The following is a 20,593-nucleotide window of genomic DNA, read 5'->3' as shown; positions in this document are numbered from 1 at the left end:
TTGCTCAGCCTCGCCACATCATCGCCTTGCGTTGGATGAGCACGCGTGATTCGTCCTCGTCCAACGCCTGCATCCTGATGTTCTCGAAAGCCGACTCGTACCCCGCTACCCGCTCGAGGTCCTCGACGAAGTGAGCAGTATAAAGCTGCTCCAGATAGACCACATCGTCGAAGTCCGTGAACTTCAGGTGAATGAACGCTCCCGTGCTGACCGGGTGCAGCGCGTCGGTGGGCAGCACCTGAACGCTGACGTGAGGCAGAAGGGACAGCTCCAGGAGATGCTCCATCTGCGCCCGCATCACCGAGGGCTCGCCGAAACGGCGCATCAGGGCCGGCTCGTCCAGCACGAAGCGCATCTCACAGGGGTCGGAGCGGTGCAGGACACGCTGCTGGCGGTCGAGGCGGGCCTCGACCCTGCTCCTCACTCCACTGTGGGTGATGCGCGAGATGCCGCGGACGGCCAGGATGACCTCTCGGGCGTAATCCTCGGTTTGGAAGAGGCCGGGCACGATCTGGGGTTCCCAGTTGCGCTGGACGGTGGCCTCTGCCTCCAGCCCGAGGAATCTTGTGTACTCCTCCGGCAGGGCGTCTTCGTAATCTTCCCACCAGCCCCGCTGATCCGCATCCCGCAACAGGCCGAAGAGTTCGTCAAGTTTGGCTTCGTCGAGCCGGTAGAGCTTCCCCATCGCCTTGATGTCGTCGGCGCTGGGCATCGTCTTGGCGCCTTCGATGCGCGAGACCTTGCTGGGTGACCAGCCGAGCTCCTTGGCGGCCCTGGCGCCGGTGATCTTGCGTCGCTCGCGGAGCAGCCGGAGCTCCTGACCGAGTCTGAGCCTGCGGACAGTCGGACTGCCCTGCGTCGGTGGCACCGTCGACTCTCCTTGCCGGGAATGAAGGTGTAGCCGGAGGGAACCGTTTCAAGCCCGCGGTCTTGGGCCGTTCTACCAATCTTACACTGCAAGTTGCACGCGTACCTTCATTTGGGCTTGCCAGAAGGCTTTCACGGAGAGACGGTGTGAAGCAAGCAAAGCTCCTGTGGGGGAAGGGGGCATACCAAATGATCTCCTGCGGGCACCCCGTCCATGCCGAAGGTCATCCACCGCATGCAAGTTGCACGGCAATTCGAAAGACGATTTCGAAGAAAGAAGAATCTTTCTTGCTCAAGGCCTTGCAGCGGTTGACTGCCGGGAGGACCATCGGGACCAGGAGGAGCTCCGGAGGCGAGGAGGTCGTGATGGACATCGCGCGACCCGCCGGGACGAGCTTCCCGCCCACGACCACCCGCGGCCGGTCAGGCCGCGCACCCGGCAACGGCGCCGTCCCGTCCATGGAGACCGAACACAGGGAGGCCGTCTGCCGGAAGGATCTCGCACTCAGCTGAGAGTCATCGCCGCGATCGTCGCTCGAAAGAGCACACCGAGCCGGACCGAGGCCGGAGCACCCGACCCGCCGCACCTGGGCTGCCACCCAGCGGCGAGCAGGTCACCGGCCCGCAGTCCGGCGTAAGAAGCCACCTCTGATTTGCCGCGAAAGGGGTCTTCTATGCACTCACAAGGTACCAAGGGACTCAGCCGGCGCAAGTCCCGGATGCTCACCCGCTTCCAAGGACTGCTCGCCTGGGCCGACCGCGAAATCTGCATGGAGTTCGACGAGTTCGCCCACCGCCGGGGCTGGTCGGTCACCAGGACCGGCTTCGGCTCCCGCCGCTACCGCGACCCACGATTCGACCGGATCGTGCCACGGGTGCCCGAGGAGGTGTCCTGATGCCCAGGAACCCGCGCAACCAGATCTACCCCGGATACGAGGATCTGCCCGCCCCGGCCGGTTCCGGGCCTATCACCCGGCTCTGGCGGATGCGCACCGAACTGCTCATCGTCACCGGCCTCGCGCTGCTCGTGCCGGCCCTGCTGGACGCCATCCAGCAGGGCGGCTGGCTGCCGTTCGTCCTGGCCGGCACCGCCGTCTCAGTGCCCGCCGCGACCCGGTTCGGCCGCAGCTGGGCCGTTTCTCACTTCTGGTGCGTGGTGTCCCGTCACCGGCTGCAGCGGGTCTGTCTGGAGACCACCATGCACACCCGCAGGGGCCGCATCCCGCTCGTGCTGTGGATCACCCCGGCCACCACGGGCGAGAAGGCCCTGATCCTGACCAGGGCCGGCATCTGCGCCGAGGAGTTCGAGGCCTACGCCGAGGAGATCGCGGCGGCCTGCTGGGCCAGGGCCGTCACCGTCTACCGGCACCGCACCCGCGCCAACCTGGTGATCGTCGAGATCGTCAGGCGGGACGAGATCCCCGGGAGCCTCTCCCCCGGGCTCGACCGGCTCTACGGCCGGCGGGCCTGGATCTCGCTCCGCCACGACCTCGAGGAGCCGCCTGATCTGTCCCGGCAGCTGATTCCGCAGCCGCTGGGCTGAAGACCTAGGGACCCGCGCCTCCCTAGGAAAAGCCCCGGAGACCGCGGGGGCTCCGGGGCTTCCCCATGTCCTCCGTACGCGTCAAGATGAGTTCAGCTGACGAACCCAGGAGTCGTGATGACGTCGACCGTGCATCGGACCTGCCCGCTGTGTGAAGCCGTCTGCGGCCTGACGCTGACGCTCGACGACGGCGGCCACGTGACCAGCGTCCGCGGCGACCGCGACGATCCGTTCAGCAAGGGGTTCATCTGCCCGAAGGGCGCCAGCCTCGGCAAGCTGGACGAGGACCCCGACCGGCTGCGCAGGCCGCTGATCCGGGAGGGCGGGCGGTGGCGGGAGGCGGGCTGGGACGAGGCGTTCGCCGCGGTGGAGCGGGGGCTCGCCGAGGTGACCGCCGCGCACGGCCGCCGGTCGGCCGCCGTCTACCTGGGCAACCCGAACGCGCACACGATGGCGGGCGCCCTCTACAACGGGCCGCTGATCAAGGCGCTCGGCACCCGCAACGTCTTCTCCGCCAGCAGCGTCGACCAGATGCCCAAGCACGTGGCCAGCGGGCTGATGTTCGGCCACCCGCTGGCCATCCCGGTCCCCGACCTGGACCGCGCCGACTACCTGCTGATGCTGGGCGCCAACCCGCTGGAGTCCAACGGCTCGCTGTGCACCGCCCCCGACTTCCCCGGCAGGCTCAAGGCGCTGCGCCGGCGCGGCGGGCGGCTCGTCGTGGTCGACCCGCGCCGCACCCGGACTGCCGAGCTCGCCGACGAGCACGTGTTCGTACGCCCCGGCACGGACGCCTACCTGCTGTTCGGCATCGTCCACACGCTCTTCGCCGAGGACCTGGTCACGCTCGCCCACCCGGTCAACGGGCTCGACGAGGTGCGCGAGTCGGCCAAGCACTTCCCGCCGGACGTGGTGGCCCGCCGCACCGGCGTGCCGGCCGAGGTGATCGTACGGCTCGCGCGGGAGCTGGCGGCGGCCGGCCGGGCCGCCGTGTACGCGCGGATCGGCACCTGCACGGCCGAGTTCGGCACGCTCGCCCAGTGGCTGGTGGACGTGGTGAACACGCTGACCGGCAACCTGGACCGGCCGGGCGGGGTGATGTTCCCCAAGCCCGCCACCGAGTTCGCCGGGCGGCGCGGACCGTACCGGGTGGGGCGCTGGAAGAGCCGGGTGCGCGGCCTGCCCGAGGCGAACGGCGAGCTGCCGGTCGCCACGCTCGCCGACGAGATCGAGACGCCGGGCGAGGGGCAGATCAGACTCCTGGTCACGGTGGCGGGCAACCCGGTGCTGTCGGCCCCGCACGGCGACCGGCTGGACCGGGCGCTGGCCGGGCTCGACTTCATGGTGAGCGTGGACCCGTACCTGAACGAGACCACCAAGCACGCCCACGTCATCCTGCCCCCGCCGCGGGTGCTGCAGTCGGGACACTACGACTTCGCGCTGCTGGGCTTCGCGGTGCGCAACTACGCGCGCTACTCGCCGCCGCTGCTGCCGCTGGACGGGCAGCCGTCGGAGGCGCAGATCCTGGCCAGGCTCACCATGATCGCCTCAGGCGCGGACGGCGACCTGGACGAGTTCGTGATCGGTCAGATGCTGGCCAAGGCCGTCGAGACGCCCGGCTCCGGGGTCGAGGGCCGGGACGTCGCCGAGCTGCGCGCCCTGCTGGAGGGCGACACGGGCGCCGAGCGGCGGCTGGACCTCATGCTCAAGCTGGGCCCCTACGGCGAGTGGGCGGCCGGGGGCGACCTGTCGCTGCGCAAGCTGCTCGACCATCCGCACGGGCTCGACCTCGGCCCGCTGGAGCCGCGGCTGCCGGAGGTGCTCAGGACCGCCTCGGGCGTCGTCGAGCTGGCGCCGCCGCTGCTCCTGGAGGACGTGGAACGGCTGCGCGCCGGGCTCGACGCCGAGCCTCCGGAGATGGTCCTGATCGGGCGGCGTCACCTGCGCTCCAACAACAGCTGGCTGCACAACGTGGCCCCGCTGGTGGGCGGCAGCAACACCTGCACCCTCCAGATCAACCCGGCGGACGTGGCCAGGCTCGGGCTCGACCGCGAGGCCGTGGTCCGCTCCGCCAAGGGCGAGCTGACCGTGCCGCTGGAGCCCACCGAAACGATCATGCCCGGCGTCGTCAGCCTGCCGCACGGCTGGGGGCACCAGGGCAGCTCGCAGGCGGTGGCGGCCAAGCACGCGGGGGTGAGCGCGAACGCGCTGACGGACGAGACGGCGGTGGACGTTCCGTCGGGGAACGCGGTGTTCAATGGGGTTCCGGTCACTATTTCCCCTACCCGGGTGATCAGCGCACATTAAGGTGTCGCGCGTGACTTTCGAGCCAGCAGAGGACCGCCTGACCGACCAGATCGCCTTCGCCGTAGAGATCGACAAGTTGAAGCGGATCATCCGCCGCAACCTGCTGATGGACGGTTCCCGGCGGGAGAACGACGCGGAGCACTCCTGGTACGTGGCCACGCTGGCGATGGTGCTGGGCGAGCACGCGCCGCCCGGCACCGACCTCCAGCGCGTCGTCGCCATGCTGCTCGTGCACGACCTGGTCGAGATCGACGCCGGCGACACGTTCGTCTACGACCCGGTGGCGGTGGCCGCGCAGACGGAGGCCGAGCGCGCGGCGGCCGACCGGATCTTCGCGCTGCTGCCCGGCGAGCAGGGGGCGCGGCTGCGGAGGCTGTGGGAGGAGTTCGAGGAGCGCGAGACGCCCGAGGCGCGCTTCGCCAGGGCGCTCGACCGGTTCGCGCCGATCCTGGCCAACCACCACACCGAGGGCGGCACCTGGCGGCTGTTCAAGGTGACCGCGGCCCAGGTGATGGAGAAGGTCAGGCTCATCGAGGAAGGCGCGCCGTCGCTCGGGGCGTACGCGCGCGCCCTCGTCGAGGAGTCGGTCGCGAAGGGTCACCTATCCGAGTGACGTCCGCACCCCTGGGGTAGGGGACTTGTCGTGAAAGAGACAGTACGGGCTAGACGTCGGAACTTGAGGCGTTTCGCCGGACCAGTGGACCTCACCGAACGGCTGGGCAAGGCCACGGCCATGGACCGGCCGATCCGAGCGCTGGCGAAGACGGTGCGCGAGCGCGTCCCCCAGGGCTTCGTGCGGGACCTGTTGCACGGAGTGCCGACGGGCAAACCGGCACACCCGCCCCTGGCCTCCGTGAGCCTGGGCTGCTGGATGTCGGCCACGCTCCTCGACCTGGTGAAGGCCGACCCGCGCGCGGTGCGGCTGCTGCTGGCCACCGGCATCGTCAACGCCCTGCCCACGGCCGCCGCCGGCCTGACCGACTGGTCGTCGCTGCACCGGGAGCAGCAGCGCGTCGGGTTCGTGCACATGGCGTCGAACGTGCTCGCGCTCGGGCTGTTCTCCGGGTCGCTGCTGGCCCGGGTGCGCGGGAGTGAGCGGGCCGGGCGAGCGCTGTCGTACGCCGGGCTGGTAGCGGGCGGGTTCGGCGGCTACCTGGGCGGCCACCTGGCCTATCGGATGTCGGCGGGGGCCAACCACGCGCCCCAGGTCTCCCATCTGGTGCCGTTGGGCTGGCACGACCTGTGCCTGTTGAAGGACCTGCCGGACGGCCGTCCGGTGTCGCGGCGGCTCGGCTACATCTCGCTGTTCGTGCTGCGCCGCGGCGAGAACGCGACCGTGCTGGTGGACACCTGCCCGCACTTGGCGGGGCCGCTCCACCAGGGCAGGCTGGTCGAGGTGGACGGCGAGGCGTGCGTGCGGTGCCCCTGGCACGGCAGCACGTTCCGGCTGGAAGACGGCTCGGTCAGGCACGGGCCGGCCACGGCGCCGGTGCCGACGTTCGAGACCCGCGTCCGCAAGGACGGCACGATCCAGGTGCGGCCGAGGTTGACCTGAAGTCGACTTGAGGTTCTACGGTCGCCTCATGAGCAAGATTCTGGTGACCGGCGCGACCGGCAACGTCGGCGGACATGTGGTGAACGAACTGGCGCGGGCCGGCCTGGACGTGCGCGCCCTGGTGCGCGACCCGGCCAGGGCGCGGCTCCCCGACGAGGTGGAGGTGGTCGCGGGTGACCTGACCAGACCCGAGACGCTGGAGCCCGCCCTCGCGGGCGTGGAGACGGCGTTCCTGGTGTGGCCGGGCTTCGCCGCGCGGACCGCCGAGCCGGTGGTCGAGGCGCTGGCCGCGAAGGCCCGGCGGGTGGTCTACCTCTCGGCGAACGTACCCGACGGCGGCGGCCCGCCGATCTTCCACCAGGAGCTGGAGCGGCTGATCCGCGCCTCCGGGATGAGCTGGACGTTCCTGCGGCCGAGCGGCTTCGCGGCCAACACCCTGATCTGGGCCGACCAGATCAGGACAGGCGTGGTGCGCTGGCCGTACGGGCAGGCGGCGCGCGCCCTCATCCACGAGAAGGACATCGCGGCGGTGGGGGTGCACGTGCTGACCTCGGCCGGGCACGGCGGCGCGGCCTACCCGATCAGCGGGCCCGGCCTGCTCACCCAGGCCGAGCAGGTACGGACCATCGGCGAGGTGATCGGCCGCGAGGTCCGCTGGGAGGAGCTGCCGCCCGAGGAGGCGCGCGAGCACCTGCTGGCGGCCTGGGGCGACGCCGGCTTCGTGGACAGCGCGCTGGCGGGCTGGCGGAGCTTCGTGGACTCCCCCGAGGAGGTCACGGACGTGGTGGAGAAGCTCTTGGGCAGGCCGGCGCTGCCGTTCCGCTCATGGGTGCGCGACCACGAGGCGGACTTCCGTTAGGACCGCCGGCCGGCCGGCGACCCTCTCCGGCTGTCAGGACTTCTCGTCGGCGGGGTGCTCGACGAGGGCGAGGATGCGGCTGGACATGAACCGGGCGGTCCTGACGGGGGTGCCGCTCCGGGTCACCTCGCTCACCTCGACGAGCCCCCGCCGGGTGGCCACCTCGACGCGGCGGCCCGCACGGGTGGCGACGATCTCGTAGGTGCGCGGGGTGCCGCCCGCGTCGATGACGATCTCCACGCGATCACCCTTCATGTCCCGATTTATACCCAGAAAGTCGGAAATTTATCCGTACACCAGTTTGATAATCGCCACGATTCCCACCGCCACGATGACCACCCGCAGCAGCGGCGCCGGGATGCGGCGGCCGACCTTCGCCCCCAGGAAGCCCCCGATCATCGCGCCCAGCGCCACGGCCGGCACCGCCCACCAGTCGACCTCCGCGACGAACACGAACAGCACGGCGGCGGTGAAGTTGACCACCAGCGAGAGCACGTTCTTGGCCGCGTTCACCCGCTGCAGGTGCTCGTCGAGGAAGCTGCCGAGCAGCCCGATGAGCAGCACCCCCTGGGCGGCGCCGAAGTAACCCCCGTAGACGCCCGCCCCGAACACGCTCAGCCACAGGACCGGGCCGCCGTGCGGGTGCGCGTGCTCACGCCGGGCGGCCAGCCGGGCGTTGAGCCAGGGCTGGATGACCACCAGGACGCAGGCCAGCCCGATGAGCACCGGGACGACCACCTGGAAGACGTCCGGGTCCAGGTAGAGCAGCAGGATCCCGCCGGCCAGCGAGCCGAGCGCCGACCCGAAGGCGAGCCTGACCAGCCGGTCGCGCTGCCCGCGCAGCTCCGCGCGGTAGCCGTACGCGCCGGTGACCGAGCCGGGGACCAGGCCGATGTTGTTGGACACGTTCGCCACGATCGGGTCGACGCCGACGGCCACGAGGGTGGGGAAGGTGATCAAACTCCCCGAGCCGACCACCGCGTTGATCGCCCCGGCGGCCACGCCTGCGAGCCACACGGCGAGCGCTTCCCAGACCGTCACCCCGACCCCTTCCCCGTACGCGTCGACAGCCGAGCCTAGGGGGCCTGACCGGGCGGCCTCGCTCCCGGGGTGGCGGACGCGCTACGCGTCGGGGGCGGGCGGTTTCGGGGGGCTGAACAGGCCGCCGAGGTTCTCCAGCGCCTTCCCCATCTCCGAGGGGACTATCCAGACCTTGTTTGCGTCGCCCCTGGCGATCTCGGGCAGGGTCTGCAGGTACTGGTAGGCCAGCAGGTGCTGGTCCGGCTTGCCCTCGTGGATGGCCTTGAACACCATGCCGATCGCGTCGGCCTGTCCCTTGGCGCGCATCGCCTGGGCCTCGGCCTCGGCCTGGGCGCGCAGCACCGCCGCCTCCGCGTCGCCCCTGGCCCGTAAGACCGCCGCCCGCTGCTCCCCCTCGGCCGCCAGGATGGCCGCCTGGCGCTGCCCCTCTGCGGTGAGCACGGCGGCTCGCTTGTCACGGTCGGCGCGCATCTGCTTCTCCATCGAGTCCTGGATCGAGGCCGGCGGGTCGACGGACTTGAGCTCCACCCGGTTGACCCGGATGCCCCACTTGCCGGTGGCCTCGTCGAGCGCGCCGCGCAGCTCGGTGTTGATCTCCTCACGGGAGGTCAGCGTGCGCTCCAGGTCCATGCCGCCGACGACGTTGCGCAGGGTGGTGACGGTGAGCTGCTCGACGCCGGTCAGGAAGTTCGCGATCTCGTACGTGGCCGCCTTCGGGTTGGTCACCTGGAAGTAGATGACGGTGTCGATGGAGACGACCAGGTTGTCGGAGGTGATCACCGGCTGCGGCGGGAAGGACACCACCTGTTCGCGCAGGTCGATCAGGTCCTTGATGCGGTCGGCGAACGGCACCACCAGGTTGAGCCCGGGGGCGAGGGTGCGGTGGTAGCGCCCCAGGCGCTCCACGATCGCCGCCGTGGCCTGCGGGATGATCCTGATCGCCCGCGCCACCCCGAGGCCCACCGCCGCGACCACGACGAGGACGACGATGAGCTGCTCCACCGACATGGCAACGCTCCGGGGATCGACGGGCCCGACGCTGCATGATATTTCGTCCCGGCCGCCGGCGGCGGCTAGAAGGGGCGCACGTACCAGCGGCCCTCGGCGCTGCGCTCCAGCCCCAGCGGCACCCCGAACGTCTGCGACAGGTTGTCGGCCGTCATGACGTGCTCCAGCGGCCCCTGGGCCACGATCGCGCCGTGACGCAGCATCAGGCCGTGGGTGAACCCGGCCGGGATCTCCTCCACGTGATGGGTCACCAGGACCAGCGCCGGCGACCGGAAGTCGTCGGCCAGCACGGACAGCCGCCGCACCAGGTCCTCGCGGGCGCCCACGTCGAGGCCGGCGGCCGGCTCGTCGAGCAGCAGCATCTCCGGGTCCGGCATGAGCGCGCGGGCGATCTGCACCCGCTTGCGCTCCCCCTCCGACAGCGAGGCGAACCGCCGCCTGATCAGGTGGGCCGCGCCCATCATGTCGATCAGCTCCACGGCGCGGGTGACGTCGTCGGAGTCGTACTCCTCCGTCCACCGGCCGAGCAGCGCGTAGGAGGCGGTCAGGACCAGGTCGATGACCTTCTCCTCCGGCGGGATGCGCTCGGCCAGCGCCGAGCTGCACAGCCCGATGCGTGGCCGCAGGTCGAACACGTCGGCCACGCCGACCCGCTCGCCCAGCACCTCCAGCGACCCGTCGCTCGGGAACAGCAACGTGGCCGCGAGCTGCAGCAACGTCGTCTTGCCCGCACCGTTGGGCCCGAGGACGACCCAGCGTTCGTCCTCCTCCACCGTCCAGTCGATGCCGCGCAGCAGGGTCGCCCCGTCGCGCCTGTAGGCGACGTCCTGGAACCGCAGCACCTGACCACCCATCCCCGATCCCTCCTTGAGGAGTAAACCCTGGGGACAAACCTATTGCAGGGCGAGCGCTTATCGTGGATCGGTGCGCCCTGAATCGCCTATCTGTCCTGTGCTAGTCGCCTGGGGTAACGCCTGGCTCACCGGCCACATCGGCCTGGATGAGGCGGCCGACCACGTAGAAGAGGTCGGCGGCCCCGCCGTCGTGGGCGAGGTTCCGCTCCGTAAATACCTGGTCAATCTTCGTTCGGCGGGGTTGAGCGGCTTCCGTCTGGCGCTTCCGGCGCCCGGTGACCCGCTGGGGCTGTCGGGGCCGCCGGCGTTCAACTCGGCCGCGGTGGACGCCGGGCAGGCCGCCGTCGCCGTGCTGGACGACACGCGCGTCGGGCTGGTGCCCTCGCTCGATCTGCGCGGTTCCTCGTACGTGGGCGTCAAGTGGGAGGCGCACGAGGCCGGGCCGGTACGGCAGGACCTGCCGTCGGTGGCGGAGGCCGAGCGCGAGCTGTCGGAGGCGATGCGGGAGGCGACGCAGGCGCTGGCCGACGCGGGCGGCCCGGCGCAGGAGCGGCCCCGGCGCGTGGCCGACCGCGGCGGGGAGCTGGCCCCCGGCTACCCGGCGCGCGCCCACCGGGTGTCGGCGCTGGCCACCCGGCTGGGCGCGGTGCTGCGCCTGGCCGAGGAGCGCGGGCTCACCTCCGGCGAGATCGCCTCCAGCGGCGCGGCCCTGCGCGACCTGGACCGGGCCGTACGGCGCGCGATCGTCGCGGCCCACCACGCCATCTTCGAGCCGGTCGGCAACCCCTGAGCGGTCAGGCCAGGCCGTTGCGTACGGCGTAGAGCGCGGCCTGGGTGCGGTCCTGCACGCCGAGCTTCATCAGCACGTTGGACACATGGGTCTTGACCGTCTTCTCGGCGACCGCGAGGCGGCGGGCGATCTCCCGGTTGGACCGACCGGCGGCGATCAGCTTGAGCACCTCGCGCTCCCGGTCGGTCAGCGGCACGAGCGAAGCCCCGGCGGGCGCCACGCCGTCACCCGCGAGCATCGCCTCGGCCGCCTCCGGCGCGAGCAGCACCTGCCCGCCGTGCACGGCACGCACCGCCCGCACCAGCGCGACGGGGTCGACGTCCTTGTAGAGGAAGCCGGACGCGCCCGCCCGCATCGCGGGGCTCACGTCGGCCTTGTCGCCCACCGAGGTCAGCACGAGCACCCGGGTGGCGGCGCCGGTCAGCTCGCCGAGCGTGCCGAGCCCGTCGAGCACCGGCATCCTCAGGTCGAGCAGCAGCACGTCGGGCGCGAGCTCGCGGACCAGCTCGACGGCCCGCGCGCCGTCGCCCGCCTCGCCCACGACCGTGATGTCGTCCTGCAGGTCGAGGAAGGTCCGCAGCCCCTGCCGCACCACCGGATGATCGTCGGCGATCAGCACCCGGATCACACGCCCACCTCCACACGCACGGTCGTCCCCTCGCCGGGCGCGGAGCTGACGGTCATCCGCCCGCCGACCGACTCCGCCCGTTCCTTCATCGACACCAGCCCGAGCCCGCGCGACGGGCCCGGCTCGAACCCCGTGCCGTCGTCCTCCACGGCCAGGACCAGAGTGCCGCCCACGTGTGACAGCCGCACGGCCACCCGGCCGGCCTCCGCGTGGCGCAGCGCGTTGTGCAGCGCCTCCTGAGCCACCCTGAACACGGCCACCTCCACCGCGGACGTCAGCGGCGGCAGCGCGTCCGCCTCGAACGCGACCCGCGCGGGCTGCAGGCGGTCGAGCATCCGCACGTGCTTGCGGAGCGTCTCGGCCAGCCCGTGACGGTCGAGCTCGGCGGGCCGCAACTCGACGATCACCGCGCGCAGCTCGCCCAGCGCCTCCCCCGCCAGCCGCTGCACCCGCTCCAGCTCGGCCGCCGCCCTGGCAGGGGCCGACTCGATCAGGGCGCCCGCGGCCTGGGCGCTCAACCTCAGCGAGAACAGCTTCTGGGTGACGGCGTCGTGCAGCTCGCGGGCCACCCGGTGGCGCTCCTCCAGCATGGCCAGCTCGCGGCCCCGCTCGTACAGCCGGGCGTTGGCCAGCGCGATCGCGGCGTGCGCCGCGAACACCTGGAGCAGGTCCTGGTCGGCTCCGGTGAAGCCGTCGCCGGTGCGCTTGTTGGCCAGGAAGATGATGCCGAGCACCTCGCCGCCGTCGGTGATCGGGACGCCGAGGAAGTCCTTCATCACCGGGTGCGCCTTCGGCCAGTATTCGAACCGGGGGTCGGCGCGCAGGTCGGGCAGGCGCACCGGGGCGCCCTCGCGGAGCATCGCGCCCAGCATGCCGTGCTGGCGCGGGATGGGCCCGATCGCCTCCCACTGCCTGTCGGTGATGCCCTCGGCGACGAACTCCGCGAACGAGCCGTCGTCGTCGGGCACGCCCAGCGCGGCGTAGCGGGCGTCCAGCAGCCGCTGCGCCGAACGTACGATCACCTGCAGCACCTCGCGCACCGACAGGTGGCGGGTGACCGCGAGGACCGCCGAGCTCACCGCCTGGAGGATCTCGTCGCGTTCCGCCGTCACGGCCTCACTCTACTGACGGCGCGAGCCGGGAACCGGGCGGCGGCCAGGTCCTAGGACGATGGGCCCAGGCGGGGCCAGGACCGCGGCCCGATGCGCGCGCGCCGCCGCGCTCCTACCGTCGCGAGCATGACGAACACCGCACTCATCACCGGCGCCTCCCGCGGACTCGGCCTCGCGCTCGCGCGGTCGCTGGCCGAGGCCGGCTGGGACCTGGTGCTCACCGCGCGCGGCGCGGACGAGCTGGCACGGGCCGCGGCCGAGCTGGGCGCCACCGCCATCCCCGGCGACGTGACCGAACCCGCGCACGTGCGGCGCCTCGCGGACGCCGTGCCCCGGCTGGACCTCCTGGTCAACAACGCCAGCGCGCTCGGGGCCACGCCGCTGCCGCGGCTGGCCGCCTACCCGCTGGAGACGTTCCGGCAGCTGCTGGAGACGAACGTCACCGCGCCGCTGGCGCTCATCCAGGCCACGCTCCCGGCGCTGCGCGCCACGCGCGGCGCCGTCGTCAACGTCACCTCCGACGCCGCCACCGGCGCGTACGAGGGATGGGGCGGGTACGGGGCCACCAAGGCGGCGCTGGAGCAGGTGTCGAACGTGCTCGCGGCCGAGGAGCCCGACCTGGCGGTCTGGTGGGCCGACCCGGGTGAGATGGACACCCGGATGCTGGCCGACGCCGTCGGCGCGGACGAGGCCGCCGCCGCCACCGACCCGGCCAAGGTCGCCGCCGCCCTGCACGACCTCGTCCGCTCCCGTCCGGCCAGCGGCCGGGTGAGCCTCCAATGACCGCCGCGCTCGACTTCGCCCTGCCGCCCGCGCTGTCCGCCCAGGAGCCGCCCGAGGCGCGCGGCCTCGCCAGGGACGGGGTCCGCCTGCTGGTCTCGGCGGGCGACCGGGAACCGGCGCACCACCGCTTCACCGACCTGCCCGCCCTGCTCGAACCGGGCGACCTGATCGTGGTCAACAACTCGGCGACGCTCCCCGCCGCCGTCCGGCTGGACCGGCTCGCGGTGCACTTCTCCACCGCGCGGCCCGACGGCTCCTGGCTGGTCGAGCTGCGCCGCCGTACGGCCACCGCCAGCGAGCCGTACGACGGCGGCGCGCCCGGCGAGTGGCTGCCGCTGCCGGGACGGGCCACGCTGCGCCTCCTCGGCCGCGAGACGCCCCGGCTGTGGCGGGCCGAGCTCGACCGGGACGTGGAGACGTACCTGCGCGGGCACGGGGTACCCATCCGGTACTCCTACGTGACCAGGGACTGGCCGATCGAGGCGTACCAGACGGTGTTCGCGACCGTGCCGGGCAGCGCGGAGATGCCCAGCGCCGCGCGGCCGTTCACCGCGGAGCTCGTCACGGCGCTGGTGGCGCGCGGCATCGGTGTCGCGCCGATCACCCTGCACACGGGGGTGGCCTCGCCGGAGAAGGACGAGCCGCCGTACGCGGAACGCTACGCGGTCCCGGAGAGCACGGCCCGCCTGGTGGACCTGGCGCTCGCCGGCGGCGCCCGGGTGGTGGCCGCCGGGACCACCGTGGTGCGCGCGCTGGAGACCGCCGCCGCCGGCGGCCGGGTGACCGCGTCCCAAGGCTGGACCGGCCACGTCGTGACGCCCGCCACGGGGGTGCGGGCCGTCACGGGACTCCTCACCGGCCTGCACGAACCGCGCTCCAGCCACCTGATGATGCTGGCCGCCGTCGCCGGCGAGCGTCCGCTCCGCGCCGCGTACGAGGCGGCGCTGCGTGAGGGGTACCTGTGGCACGAGTTCGGCGACGCCCATCTGATCTTGCGGAGCTAATTGCGGACCTGCGGCGCGGGCATCCGAGCGGGCGCAGTACCGTGGCTGAATGTGGACCAGCGCACCCTCCTGATCACCTTCAACGGCCCGGACCGGCCAGGCGTGACCTCGCGCCTGTTCAGCGTCCTCTCGGGCTTCCCCGTGACCGTGGCCGACATCGAGCAGGTCGTCATCCGGGGCCGGCTCACGCTCGGCGTCCTGGTCGCCTACGCCGGAGGGCCGTCCACCGGCACCGGCAGCACGCTCGGCGCCATGTGGACCGCCGTCGAGCGCACCGCCGAGGACCTCGGCATGGAGGTGGAGCTGTCCACCGGCTCCCTGGCCAAGGAGCGCCGCCGCCGCGGCCGCCTGTCGGTCAGCGTCCTCGGCACCACGCTCCAGCCCGCCGCCATCGCCGGCATCGCCGGCCGCATCGCCGCCGCCGGGGCCAACATCGACCGCATCGAGCGGCTCGCCCAGTGGCCGGTCACCTGCATCGAGCTGTCCGTCTCCGGCGCCAACCCGGACGAGCTGCGCGTCCAGCTCGCCGCCGAGGCCGCCGCCCAGCAGGTGGACGTGGCCGTGCAGCGCACCGGGCTGTCCCGGCGGGCCAAGCGGCTCATCGTGATGGACGTCGACTCCACGCTCATCCAGGGCGAGGTGATCGAGCTGCTGGCCGAGCACGCCGGCTGCCTCGACGAGGTCGCCCGGGTCACCGAGGAGGCCATGCGCGGCGAGCTCGACTTCGCCGAGTCGCTGCGCCGCCGGGTCGCCCTGCTCGAAGGGCTGCCCGCCGAGGTGTTCGAGCAGGTGCGCGAGGCGGTCGTGCTCACCCCCGGCGCCCGCACGCTCGTGCGTACGCTCAAGCGGCTCGACTACCGCTTCGCCATCGTCAGCGGCGGCTTCACCCAGATCACCGACGCGCTCGTCGAGGATCTCGGCATCGACTACTCGGCGGCCAACGTGCTGGAGGTCGTCGACGGCAGGCTGACCGGGCGGCTCGTCGGCGAGATCGTCGACCGGCCCGGCAAGGCGCGCGCGCTGGAGAGGTTCGCCCGCGAGGCGGGGCTGCCGATCAGCCAGACCGTGGCCATCGGCGACGGGGCCAACGACCTCGACATGATCGCCGCGGCCGGGCTGGGCATCGCGTTCAACGCCAAGCCGGTCGTGCGCCAGGCGGCCGACACCGCCGTCAACACGCCCTACCTCGACTCCATCCTCTACCTGCTCGGCATCTCCCGCGACGAGGTGGAGGCGGCCGACGCCGAGGACGCCCTGCTCGTCAGTCGAGCTTCGGGTCCCAGCGTGTGATCAGCTCGCCCAGGCCCGACGACAGCTCGGCCCACGGCACCGCGCACCTGATCACCACGAAGGTGCCGGGCCCGAAACCGTAGTCGCCGCCCGTGAGCGTCAGCGCCAGCTCGTGCACGGCCGGGTTGTGGCCGCACAGCGCCACCGTGGCGTGGTCGGGATCCTGCAGGCGCAGCCGCTCCAGCAGCTCCTCCGGGTAGGCCTGGTAGATCGCCGGCTCGTACCTCGCCTGGACGCCGGGGAAGGCGAGCTCGGCGGTGCGCCGGGCGCGCCGGGCCGGCGAGCAGAGCACCACCTCGGGCGTCAGCCCGAGAATCCGCAGCTCCTCACCGGCCCGCTCGGCGTCACGCTCGCCGCGGTCGGTCAGCGGGCGGTCCTTGTCGGGCATCGCGAGCGTCTGGTTCGCCGCCTTGGCGTGGCGGAGCAGGATCAGCGTGCGCACCCCGGTCATCCTCTCGACGCCCAGACGGCCAGCGCCGCGATCACCGCCATGATGGCCAGCATCGCCAGCAGGATGAGAGCCAGGGTCTTCCCGCCGGACGGCGGCTTTTCTTCCATCAGCACAGTTTCCCATCGCCGCCGACCATCGCGCGTATCCCCCTCCGCGAACCCGCCCGCGAACGCAGTCCCCGAGATCCCGCTCCTCAAACACTCCAGAGCCCGCCCCCTTGGGGGCGCGTCGTCCACACGGCGACGCCCGCCTCTCGACGGGCGAGAGGCGGGCGTCGCGCGGATCGGTGTCAGGACGCGACAGGCTCCCTGTCGCGGTGGTTGCCGTCGTTGGCCGGCTCGTCGGTGACCGAGCGGCGCTTGGAGATGATGATGGCGCCGACGACCACGCCCACCGCGACCACCGTGACGATGACGCGCAGCGCGACGTTGTCCGCCCACAGCACCACGGCCGGCGCCACCAGCAGCGCGACCAGGTTCATCACCTTGATCAGCGGGTTGATGGCCGGACCGGCGGTGTCCTTGAACGGGTCGCCGACGGTGTCGCCGATGACCGTGGCCGCGTGCGCCTCGGAGCCCTTGCCTCCGTGGTGACCGTCCTCGACCAGCTTCTTGGCGTTGTCCCAGGCGCCGCCGGAGTTGGACAGGAAGACGGCCATCAGCGTGCCGGCGGCGATGGCGCCCGCCAGGAACGCGCCGAGCGGCGCGTACCCGAGGGCGAAGCCCACCGCGATCGGCGTCATGACCGCCAGCAGGCCCGGCGTGGCCAGCTCACGGAGCGAGTCGCGGGTGCAGATGTCGACCACGCGGCCGTACTCGGGCGTCTCGGTGCCGTTCATGATGCCCGGCTTGCTGCGGAACTGCTCCCGTACCTCGAAGACCACCCGCATCGCCGCCCGGCCGACCGCCATGATGGCCAGCCCGGAGAACAGGAACACCACGGCCGCGCCGATGATCAGGCCGACCAGCACGTTCGGCGCGTCGATGCCGAGGCTGAACACGCTGCCCGTCGGCAGCTCGCTCTCGACGGCGGTGCGGAACGCGCCGAACAGGGCCGTGGCGGCCAGCACGGCGGTCGCGATGGCGATGCCCTTGGTGATGGCCTTGGTGGTGTTGCCGACGGCGTCCAGGCTGGTCAGGACGCGGGCGCCCTCGCCCTCGACGTCGCCGGACATCTCGGCGATGCCCTGGGCGTTGTCGGAGACCGGGCCGAAGGTGTCCATCGAGACGATGACGCCGACCGTGGTCAGCAGGCCGGTGCCGGCCAGGGCCACCGCGAACAGCGCCACCGTCACGTTGCCGAAGCCGAGCAGGAACGCCCCGTACACCGCCGCGCCGATGATCAGAGCCGAGTAGACCGCCGACTCCAGGCCGACGCTGATGCCGGCCAGGATGACGGTCGCCGGGCCGGTACGGGAGCTCTCGCCGATCTCGCGGACCGGACGCCGGTTCGTCTCGGTGAAGTAGCCGGTGAGCAGCTGGATCGCGCTGGCCAGGACCAGACCGATCAGCACCGCGCCGATGGCGATGACCCGCGGGTCGGCGTCGGACTGCACGGCCGCGCCGGTCAGGCCGTCGAAGCTGCTCGGCAGGTACCACAGGGCCGCCACCGCGACCAGGACCGCGGAGATGCCGGCCGAGATGAAGAAGCTGCGGTTGATGGCCGCCATGCCGTTGCGGTCCTTGTCGCGCAGGCGGGTGACGAAGATGCCGATGATCGCGGTCAGGACGCCGATCATGGGCACGATGAGCGGGAAGATCAGACCCTGCTCGCCGAAGGCCACCCGGCCCAGGATGAGGCTCGCGACCAGCATGACCGCGTACGACTCGAACAGGTCGGCCGCCATGCCCGCGCAGTCGCCCACGTTGTCGCCGACGTTGTCGGCGATGGTGGCGGCGTTGCGCGGGTCGTCCTCGGGGATGCCCTGCTCGACCTTGCCGACCAGGTCGGCGCCGACGTCGGCGGCCTTGGTGAAGATGCCGCCGCCGACCCGCATGAACATGGCGAGCAGCGCGGCGCCGAAGCCGAAGCCCTCCAGCACGCCGGGCGCGTCGCCCTGGTAGAGGAAGACGACCACGGCCGCGCCCAGGAGGCCCAGGCCGACGGTGAACATGCCGGCGACGCCGCCCGTACGGAAGGCGATGCGCATGGCGCGCTTCTCGCCCGACTCCCTGGCGGCGGCGGCCACGCGGACGTTGCCGCGCACGGCCAGCCACATGCCCATGAATCCGGTCAGCGCGGAGAACACCGCGCCGACGACGAAGAAGATCGAGCGTCCGATCCGTACGTCGGTTTCGCCCGGTAGGAGAAGCAACAGGAAGGGAATGATCACGACGAAGATCGCCAGGGTGCGGAACTGCCGCGTCAGATACGCCGCGGCCCCCTCCTGAACGGCACGGGCGATGTTCTGCATGCGCTCCGTGCCCTGGTCGGCGGCGAGCACTTCGCGCACCAGACCGCCTGCGACGGCCAGCGCGATAAGTGCGACCGCGGCGACCACGATCACGATGGTGAGATTGTTTCCGCTTAGGGTCAGATTGGACGCTGGCTCCAGTGCCAGCATGTGCCTAGACATCGTTCTCCTCGGCAAGACCGGTCGTCCTGCCCGGGTGGCGCTGCAATGTAGGCGGGCGGTGCGGCACCATCCGGGTTGTGGGTGCCGCTTCCGGTTGAATCCGCGGTTTCGCCGGATCACCTTGGCCGGTGCCGGGAGTCTACGCAGGGGATACGCAGATATGAAGGCTCTAGGGGCGGGCAATTGCGCGTCTGGTCAGTAAGCCGCTGACAACGGGGTGATTTGCGAATTGACAGGCGATATTTCCTGAGGTTTACGGTCGTGACTGAGGCCCTGAAAGGACCAACCGAAATACCGTCACCGATGCCCGGAACGCCACTCCGGGCCCGTACGGGACGACGCGAGGGACGGATGGCCGGTGACAGGTGCCTGCCGCCGCGCCGGCCTTACGACTCCATCAGGAGGACGCGCGGCCCCGGGAGGCGTGCGATCGCGCTCATGGCCGGACCGGGCGGCGCGGGCGATGACACGGCACGGCTCGGCCGGCTGTTCCGCCGTACCCGAGACGCCCTGGACGCTGTCACCCGGCGAGATTCGGAGAGCCCCGCACCTGGCGGCACCCTCGTTGAGGCAATCCGCTGTCGCGACCATGACGGTGGGAGAGTCGAGCCCGTCGGCCCCCGCCCGCACCCGCTCATCGCGGACCAGAGCCGACGGTCCGGCACCATAACCGAACCCTCGGCCACGCTCGGAGCCGGCGGGCCTCACCATCGGTCGAGACCGGCAGCGCTCACGCCCCTCGGGCCCGACCGAAGGTCAGGCCCGAGGGCTCTCACTTCGGTCAGGACGACGGCCGGAAACCCGGGGGCGCATACCGGCGGCGGGGAGGGCGTGTCAGCGGAAATGCCCGTTGGTGGCGGCGGGCCAGCTCATGCGGATCCGCATGCCCTTGGGACTCGGGAACACTTCCACGTCGTCGGCCAGTCCCGCGATCACCGCGATTCCGAAGCCGGACATGAACGAGTCGGACAGCATTCCCAGGTCGAGAGGCTGCTCCTGCTTGGTCTCGTCACTGGGCGCCTGGTCGCTGACCGTGACCTCGAAGCGCCCCGAGTCGTCCTTCAGCTCGATGCGGATGGGCTCGCCCGGACAGTGGGCGCGATGCGCCTCGACCGCCCGGGAACACGCCTCACCCACGGCGAGCCGGACCTCGTCCAGCAACGACTCCGCCACGCCGGTGCGCCGGGCGATGGCCGTGGCCACCAGGCGCGCCGTGCGTACGTGGGCGGGAAGAGCGCTGAACGTCAGCTCGACGGTGGCCATCTACTTGTCTTTGCCGTGAGCTTCCTTGGCCTCGTCGACCGAAGCGTAGATCCCGAAGACCTTGGTCAGACCGGTGATCCGGAAGATCTTCAGGATGCGCTCCTGAGTGCAGACCAGTTCGAGAGAGCCGTCGTGGGCGCGGACCCGCTTGAGCCCGCCCACCAGGACGCCCAGACCCGTCGAGTCCAGGAAGTCGACCTTCTCCATGTTGACCAGAAGGTGGAAGTTGCCCTTGTTCACCAGATCGATGAGGAGCTCACGCAATCTCGGCGCCGTGTAAACGTCGATCTCACCTTCGACCTCCACGATGGTGAGTCGGTCTTCGGTGCGGTGATCCAACTTCAGATCCACAGATCCTCCAGCGCCTCGCCTGCGAAAGTACCCTTGCGGGCCTGGCAGTCTGGAGCGGGGCTCCCGACTGTCGGACCCTGACGCGCGGCATTCAACCACGCGTCTGGCTTGTGTCTATACGAAATCACGATTCCCGGCGACTTTGCCCACGTATGCAGACTGGAAACAGTGACTTCCTCCGCTTCCTCCCCACACCGACCAGGTCCACTCCTCCAGCACCTGCTCGGCGTTCCCGCACGTCACGAGCGTGTCACCCATGTGGAGCATGTTCCAGCACGTCAGGCGGGTCAAGTGGGATGGCCCAACTGGGCC

The 20,593-nt window shown here is 71.4% G+C and carries 22 protein-coding genes; 11 read left to right on the top strand and 11 right to left on the bottom strand.

All coding sequences use genetic code 11. From position 1 onward, the window contains the following. Window positions 1–4: 4 nt before the first annotated feature. Window positions 5–868, bottom strand: a complete 864-nt coding sequence (locus ACQEUU_RS04970) for a helix-turn-helix domain-containing protein (RefSeq protein ID WP_433060893.1) — start codon at window positions 866–868, stop codon at window positions 5–7. 365 nt (window positions 869–1,233) lie between these two features. Between ACQEUU_RS04970 and ACQEUU_RS04965 the strand changes: the two genes are divergently transcribed. The 7 genes from ACQEUU_RS04965 to ACQEUU_RS04935 all read left to right on the top strand — a co-directional run bounded on the left by ACQEUU_RS04965 (window position 1,234) and on the right by ACQEUU_RS04935 (window position 7,131). Beyond that, the gene (locus ACQEUU_RS04965; RefSeq protein WP_433060891.1) at window positions 1,234–1,380 is read left to right on the top strand and encodes a hypothetical protein; all 147 of its coding nucleotides are present in this window, start codon (window positions 1,234–1,236) and stop codon (window positions 1,378–1,380) included. A 161-nt stretch (window positions 1,381–1,541) separates the two neighbouring features. After that, window positions 1,542–1,763, top strand: coding sequence for a hypothetical protein (locus ACQEUU_RS04960; RefSeq protein WP_270158150.1), 222 nt, complete (start codon window positions 1,542–1,544; stop codon window positions 1,761–1,763). Then, window positions 1,763–2,410, top strand: a complete 648-nt coding sequence (locus tag ACQEUU_RS04955) for a hypothetical protein (protein ID WP_433060888.1) — start codon at window positions 1,763–1,765, stop codon at window positions 2,408–2,410. The genes ACQEUU_RS04960 and ACQEUU_RS04955 overlap by 1 nt, the downstream gene beginning before the upstream one ends. A gap of 117 nt (window positions 2,411–2,527) precedes the next feature. Then, entirely contained in the window at window positions 2,528–4,717 is a 2,190-nt protein-coding gene (locus ACQEUU_RS04950) for a molybdopterin-dependent oxidoreductase (RefSeq protein ID WP_433060886.1), read from the top strand. A 1-nt stretch (window position 4,718) separates the two neighbouring features. Next, entirely contained in the window at window positions 4,719–5,330 is a 612-nt protein-coding gene (locus ACQEUU_RS04945; protein WP_433060883.1) for an HD domain-containing protein, read from the top strand. Between the two features lie 63 nt (window positions 5,331–5,393). Beyond that, window positions 5,394–6,272, top strand: a complete 879-nt coding sequence (locus ACQEUU_RS04940) for a Rieske 2Fe-2S domain-containing protein (protein WP_433060880.1) — start codon at window positions 5,394–5,396, stop codon at window positions 6,270–6,272. Between the two features lie 28 nt (window positions 6,273–6,300). Beyond that, window positions 6,301–7,131: an NAD(P)H-binding protein gene (locus ACQEUU_RS04935; protein WP_433060876.1), complete on the top strand. Its 831-nt coding sequence runs from the start codon at window positions 6,301–6,303 to the stop codon at window positions 7,129–7,131. 33 nt (window positions 7,132–7,164) lie between these two features. Here ACQEUU_RS04935 and ACQEUU_RS04930 read toward each other — a convergent pair whose 3' ends face one another. The 4 genes from ACQEUU_RS04930 to ACQEUU_RS04915 all read right to left on the bottom strand — a co-directional run bounded on the left by ACQEUU_RS04930 (window position 7,165) and on the right by ACQEUU_RS04915 (window position 10,034). After that, entirely contained in the window at window positions 7,165–7,386 is a 222-nt protein-coding gene (locus tag ACQEUU_RS04930; RefSeq protein WP_433060873.1) for a hypothetical protein, read from the bottom strand. A 30-nt stretch (window positions 7,387–7,416) separates the two neighbouring features. Beyond that, window positions 7,417–8,172, bottom strand: a complete 756-nt coding sequence (locus ACQEUU_RS04925; protein WP_433060871.1) for a sulfite exporter TauE/SafE family protein — start codon at window positions 8,170–8,172, stop codon at window positions 7,417–7,419. Window positions 8,173–8,253: 81 nt separating this feature from the next. Continuing rightward, window positions 8,254–9,180 (bottom strand): SPFH domain-containing protein, encoded by a 927-nt coding sequence (locus ACQEUU_RS04920; RefSeq protein ID WP_433060868.1) that lies wholly within the window; start codon window positions 9,178–9,180, stop codon window positions 8,254–8,256. A gap of 65 nt (window positions 9,181–9,245) precedes the next feature. Continuing rightward, on the bottom strand, window positions 9,246–10,034 hold the full coding sequence (locus tag ACQEUU_RS04915) for an ABC transporter ATP-binding protein (protein ID WP_270158142.1): 789 nt from the start codon (window positions 10,032–10,034) through the stop codon (window positions 9,246–9,248). Window positions 10,035–10,131: 97 nt separating this feature from the next. On the opposite strand from ACQEUU_RS04915, the gene ACQEUU_RS04910 reads away from it, so the two are divergent. Beyond that, window positions 10,132–10,824 (top strand): hypothetical protein, encoded by a 693-nt coding sequence (locus tag ACQEUU_RS04910; protein ID WP_433060865.1) that lies wholly within the window; start codon window positions 10,132–10,134, stop codon window positions 10,822–10,824. Window positions 10,825–10,828: 4 nt separating this feature from the next. On the opposite strand, the gene ACQEUU_RS04905 is transcribed toward ACQEUU_RS04910, so the two are convergent. After that, window positions 10,829–11,452, bottom strand: coding sequence for a response regulator (locus ACQEUU_RS04905; protein WP_433060862.1), 624 nt, complete (start codon window positions 11,450–11,452; stop codon window positions 10,829–10,831). Then, window positions 11,449–12,564, bottom strand: coding sequence for a GAF domain-containing sensor histidine kinase (locus ACQEUU_RS04900; protein ID WP_433060858.1), 1,116 nt, complete (start codon window positions 12,562–12,564; stop codon window positions 11,449–11,451). Before ACQEUU_RS04900 ends, ACQEUU_RS04905 begins: the two co-directional genes overlap by 4 nt. A 126-nt stretch (window positions 12,565–12,690) precedes the next feature. On the opposite strand from ACQEUU_RS04900, the gene ACQEUU_RS04895 reads away from it, so the two are divergent. From ACQEUU_RS04895 to serB, 3 genes are read left to right on the top strand one after another with little or no spacing between them, the layout of a single operon-like run. Further along, window positions 12,691–13,347, top strand: a complete 657-nt coding sequence (locus ACQEUU_RS04895; RefSeq protein WP_433060856.1) for an SDR family NAD(P)-dependent oxidoreductase — start codon at window positions 12,691–12,693, stop codon at window positions 13,345–13,347. Further along, entirely contained in the window at window positions 13,344–14,351 is a 1,008-nt protein-coding gene (locus ACQEUU_RS04890) for an S-adenosylmethionine:tRNA ribosyltransferase-isomerase (RefSeq protein WP_433060854.1), read from the top strand. Before ACQEUU_RS04895 ends, ACQEUU_RS04890 begins: the two co-directional genes overlap by 4 nt. A gap of 51 nt (window positions 14,352–14,402) precedes the next feature. Continuing rightward, the gene (gene serB, locus ACQEUU_RS04885) at window positions 14,403–15,641 is read left to right on the top strand and encodes a phosphoserine phosphatase SerB (RefSeq protein ID WP_433060851.1); all 1,239 of its coding nucleotides are present in this window, start codon (window positions 14,403–14,405) and stop codon (window positions 15,639–15,641) included. Here the strand turns inward: serB and ACQEUU_RS04880 are convergent. The 4 genes from ACQEUU_RS04880 to ACQEUU_RS04865 all read right to left on the bottom strand — a co-directional run bounded on the left by ACQEUU_RS04880 (window position 15,613) and on the right by ACQEUU_RS04865 (window position 20,281). Further along, window positions 15,613–16,083, bottom strand: coding sequence for a SixA phosphatase family protein (locus tag ACQEUU_RS04880; RefSeq protein ID WP_433060848.1), 471 nt, complete (start codon window positions 16,081–16,083; stop codon window positions 15,613–15,615). The two genes, serB and ACQEUU_RS04880, sit on opposite strands and share 29 nt — an antisense overlap. Before the next feature lie 298 nt (window positions 16,084–16,381). Further along, window positions 16,382–18,655, bottom strand: coding sequence for a sodium-translocating pyrophosphatase (locus ACQEUU_RS04875; protein WP_433071735.1), 2,274 nt, complete (start codon window positions 18,653–18,655; stop codon window positions 16,382–16,384). 846 nt (window positions 18,656–19,501) lie between these two features. After that, entirely contained in the window at window positions 19,502–19,930 is a 429-nt protein-coding gene (locus tag ACQEUU_RS04870; protein ID WP_270157561.1) for an ATP-binding protein, read from the bottom strand. Beyond that, complete coding sequence (locus ACQEUU_RS04865; protein WP_043629845.1) at window positions 19,931–20,281, bottom strand: STAS domain-containing protein; 351 nt, start codon at window positions 20,279–20,281, stop codon at window positions 19,931–19,933. It abuts the gene before it with no gap. Between the last annotated feature and the right edge of the window lie 312 nt (window positions 20,282–20,593).

The organism is Nonomuraea sp. CA-218870 (genome assembly GCF_050936535.1).
GTDB lineage: Bacteria > Actinomycetota > Actinomycetes > Streptosporangiales > Streptosporangiaceae > Nonomuraea > Nonomuraea corallina.
The sequence above is the reverse complement of the archived record's forward strand: the minus strand, read 5'-3'. Positions and strand labels throughout refer to the sequence as shown.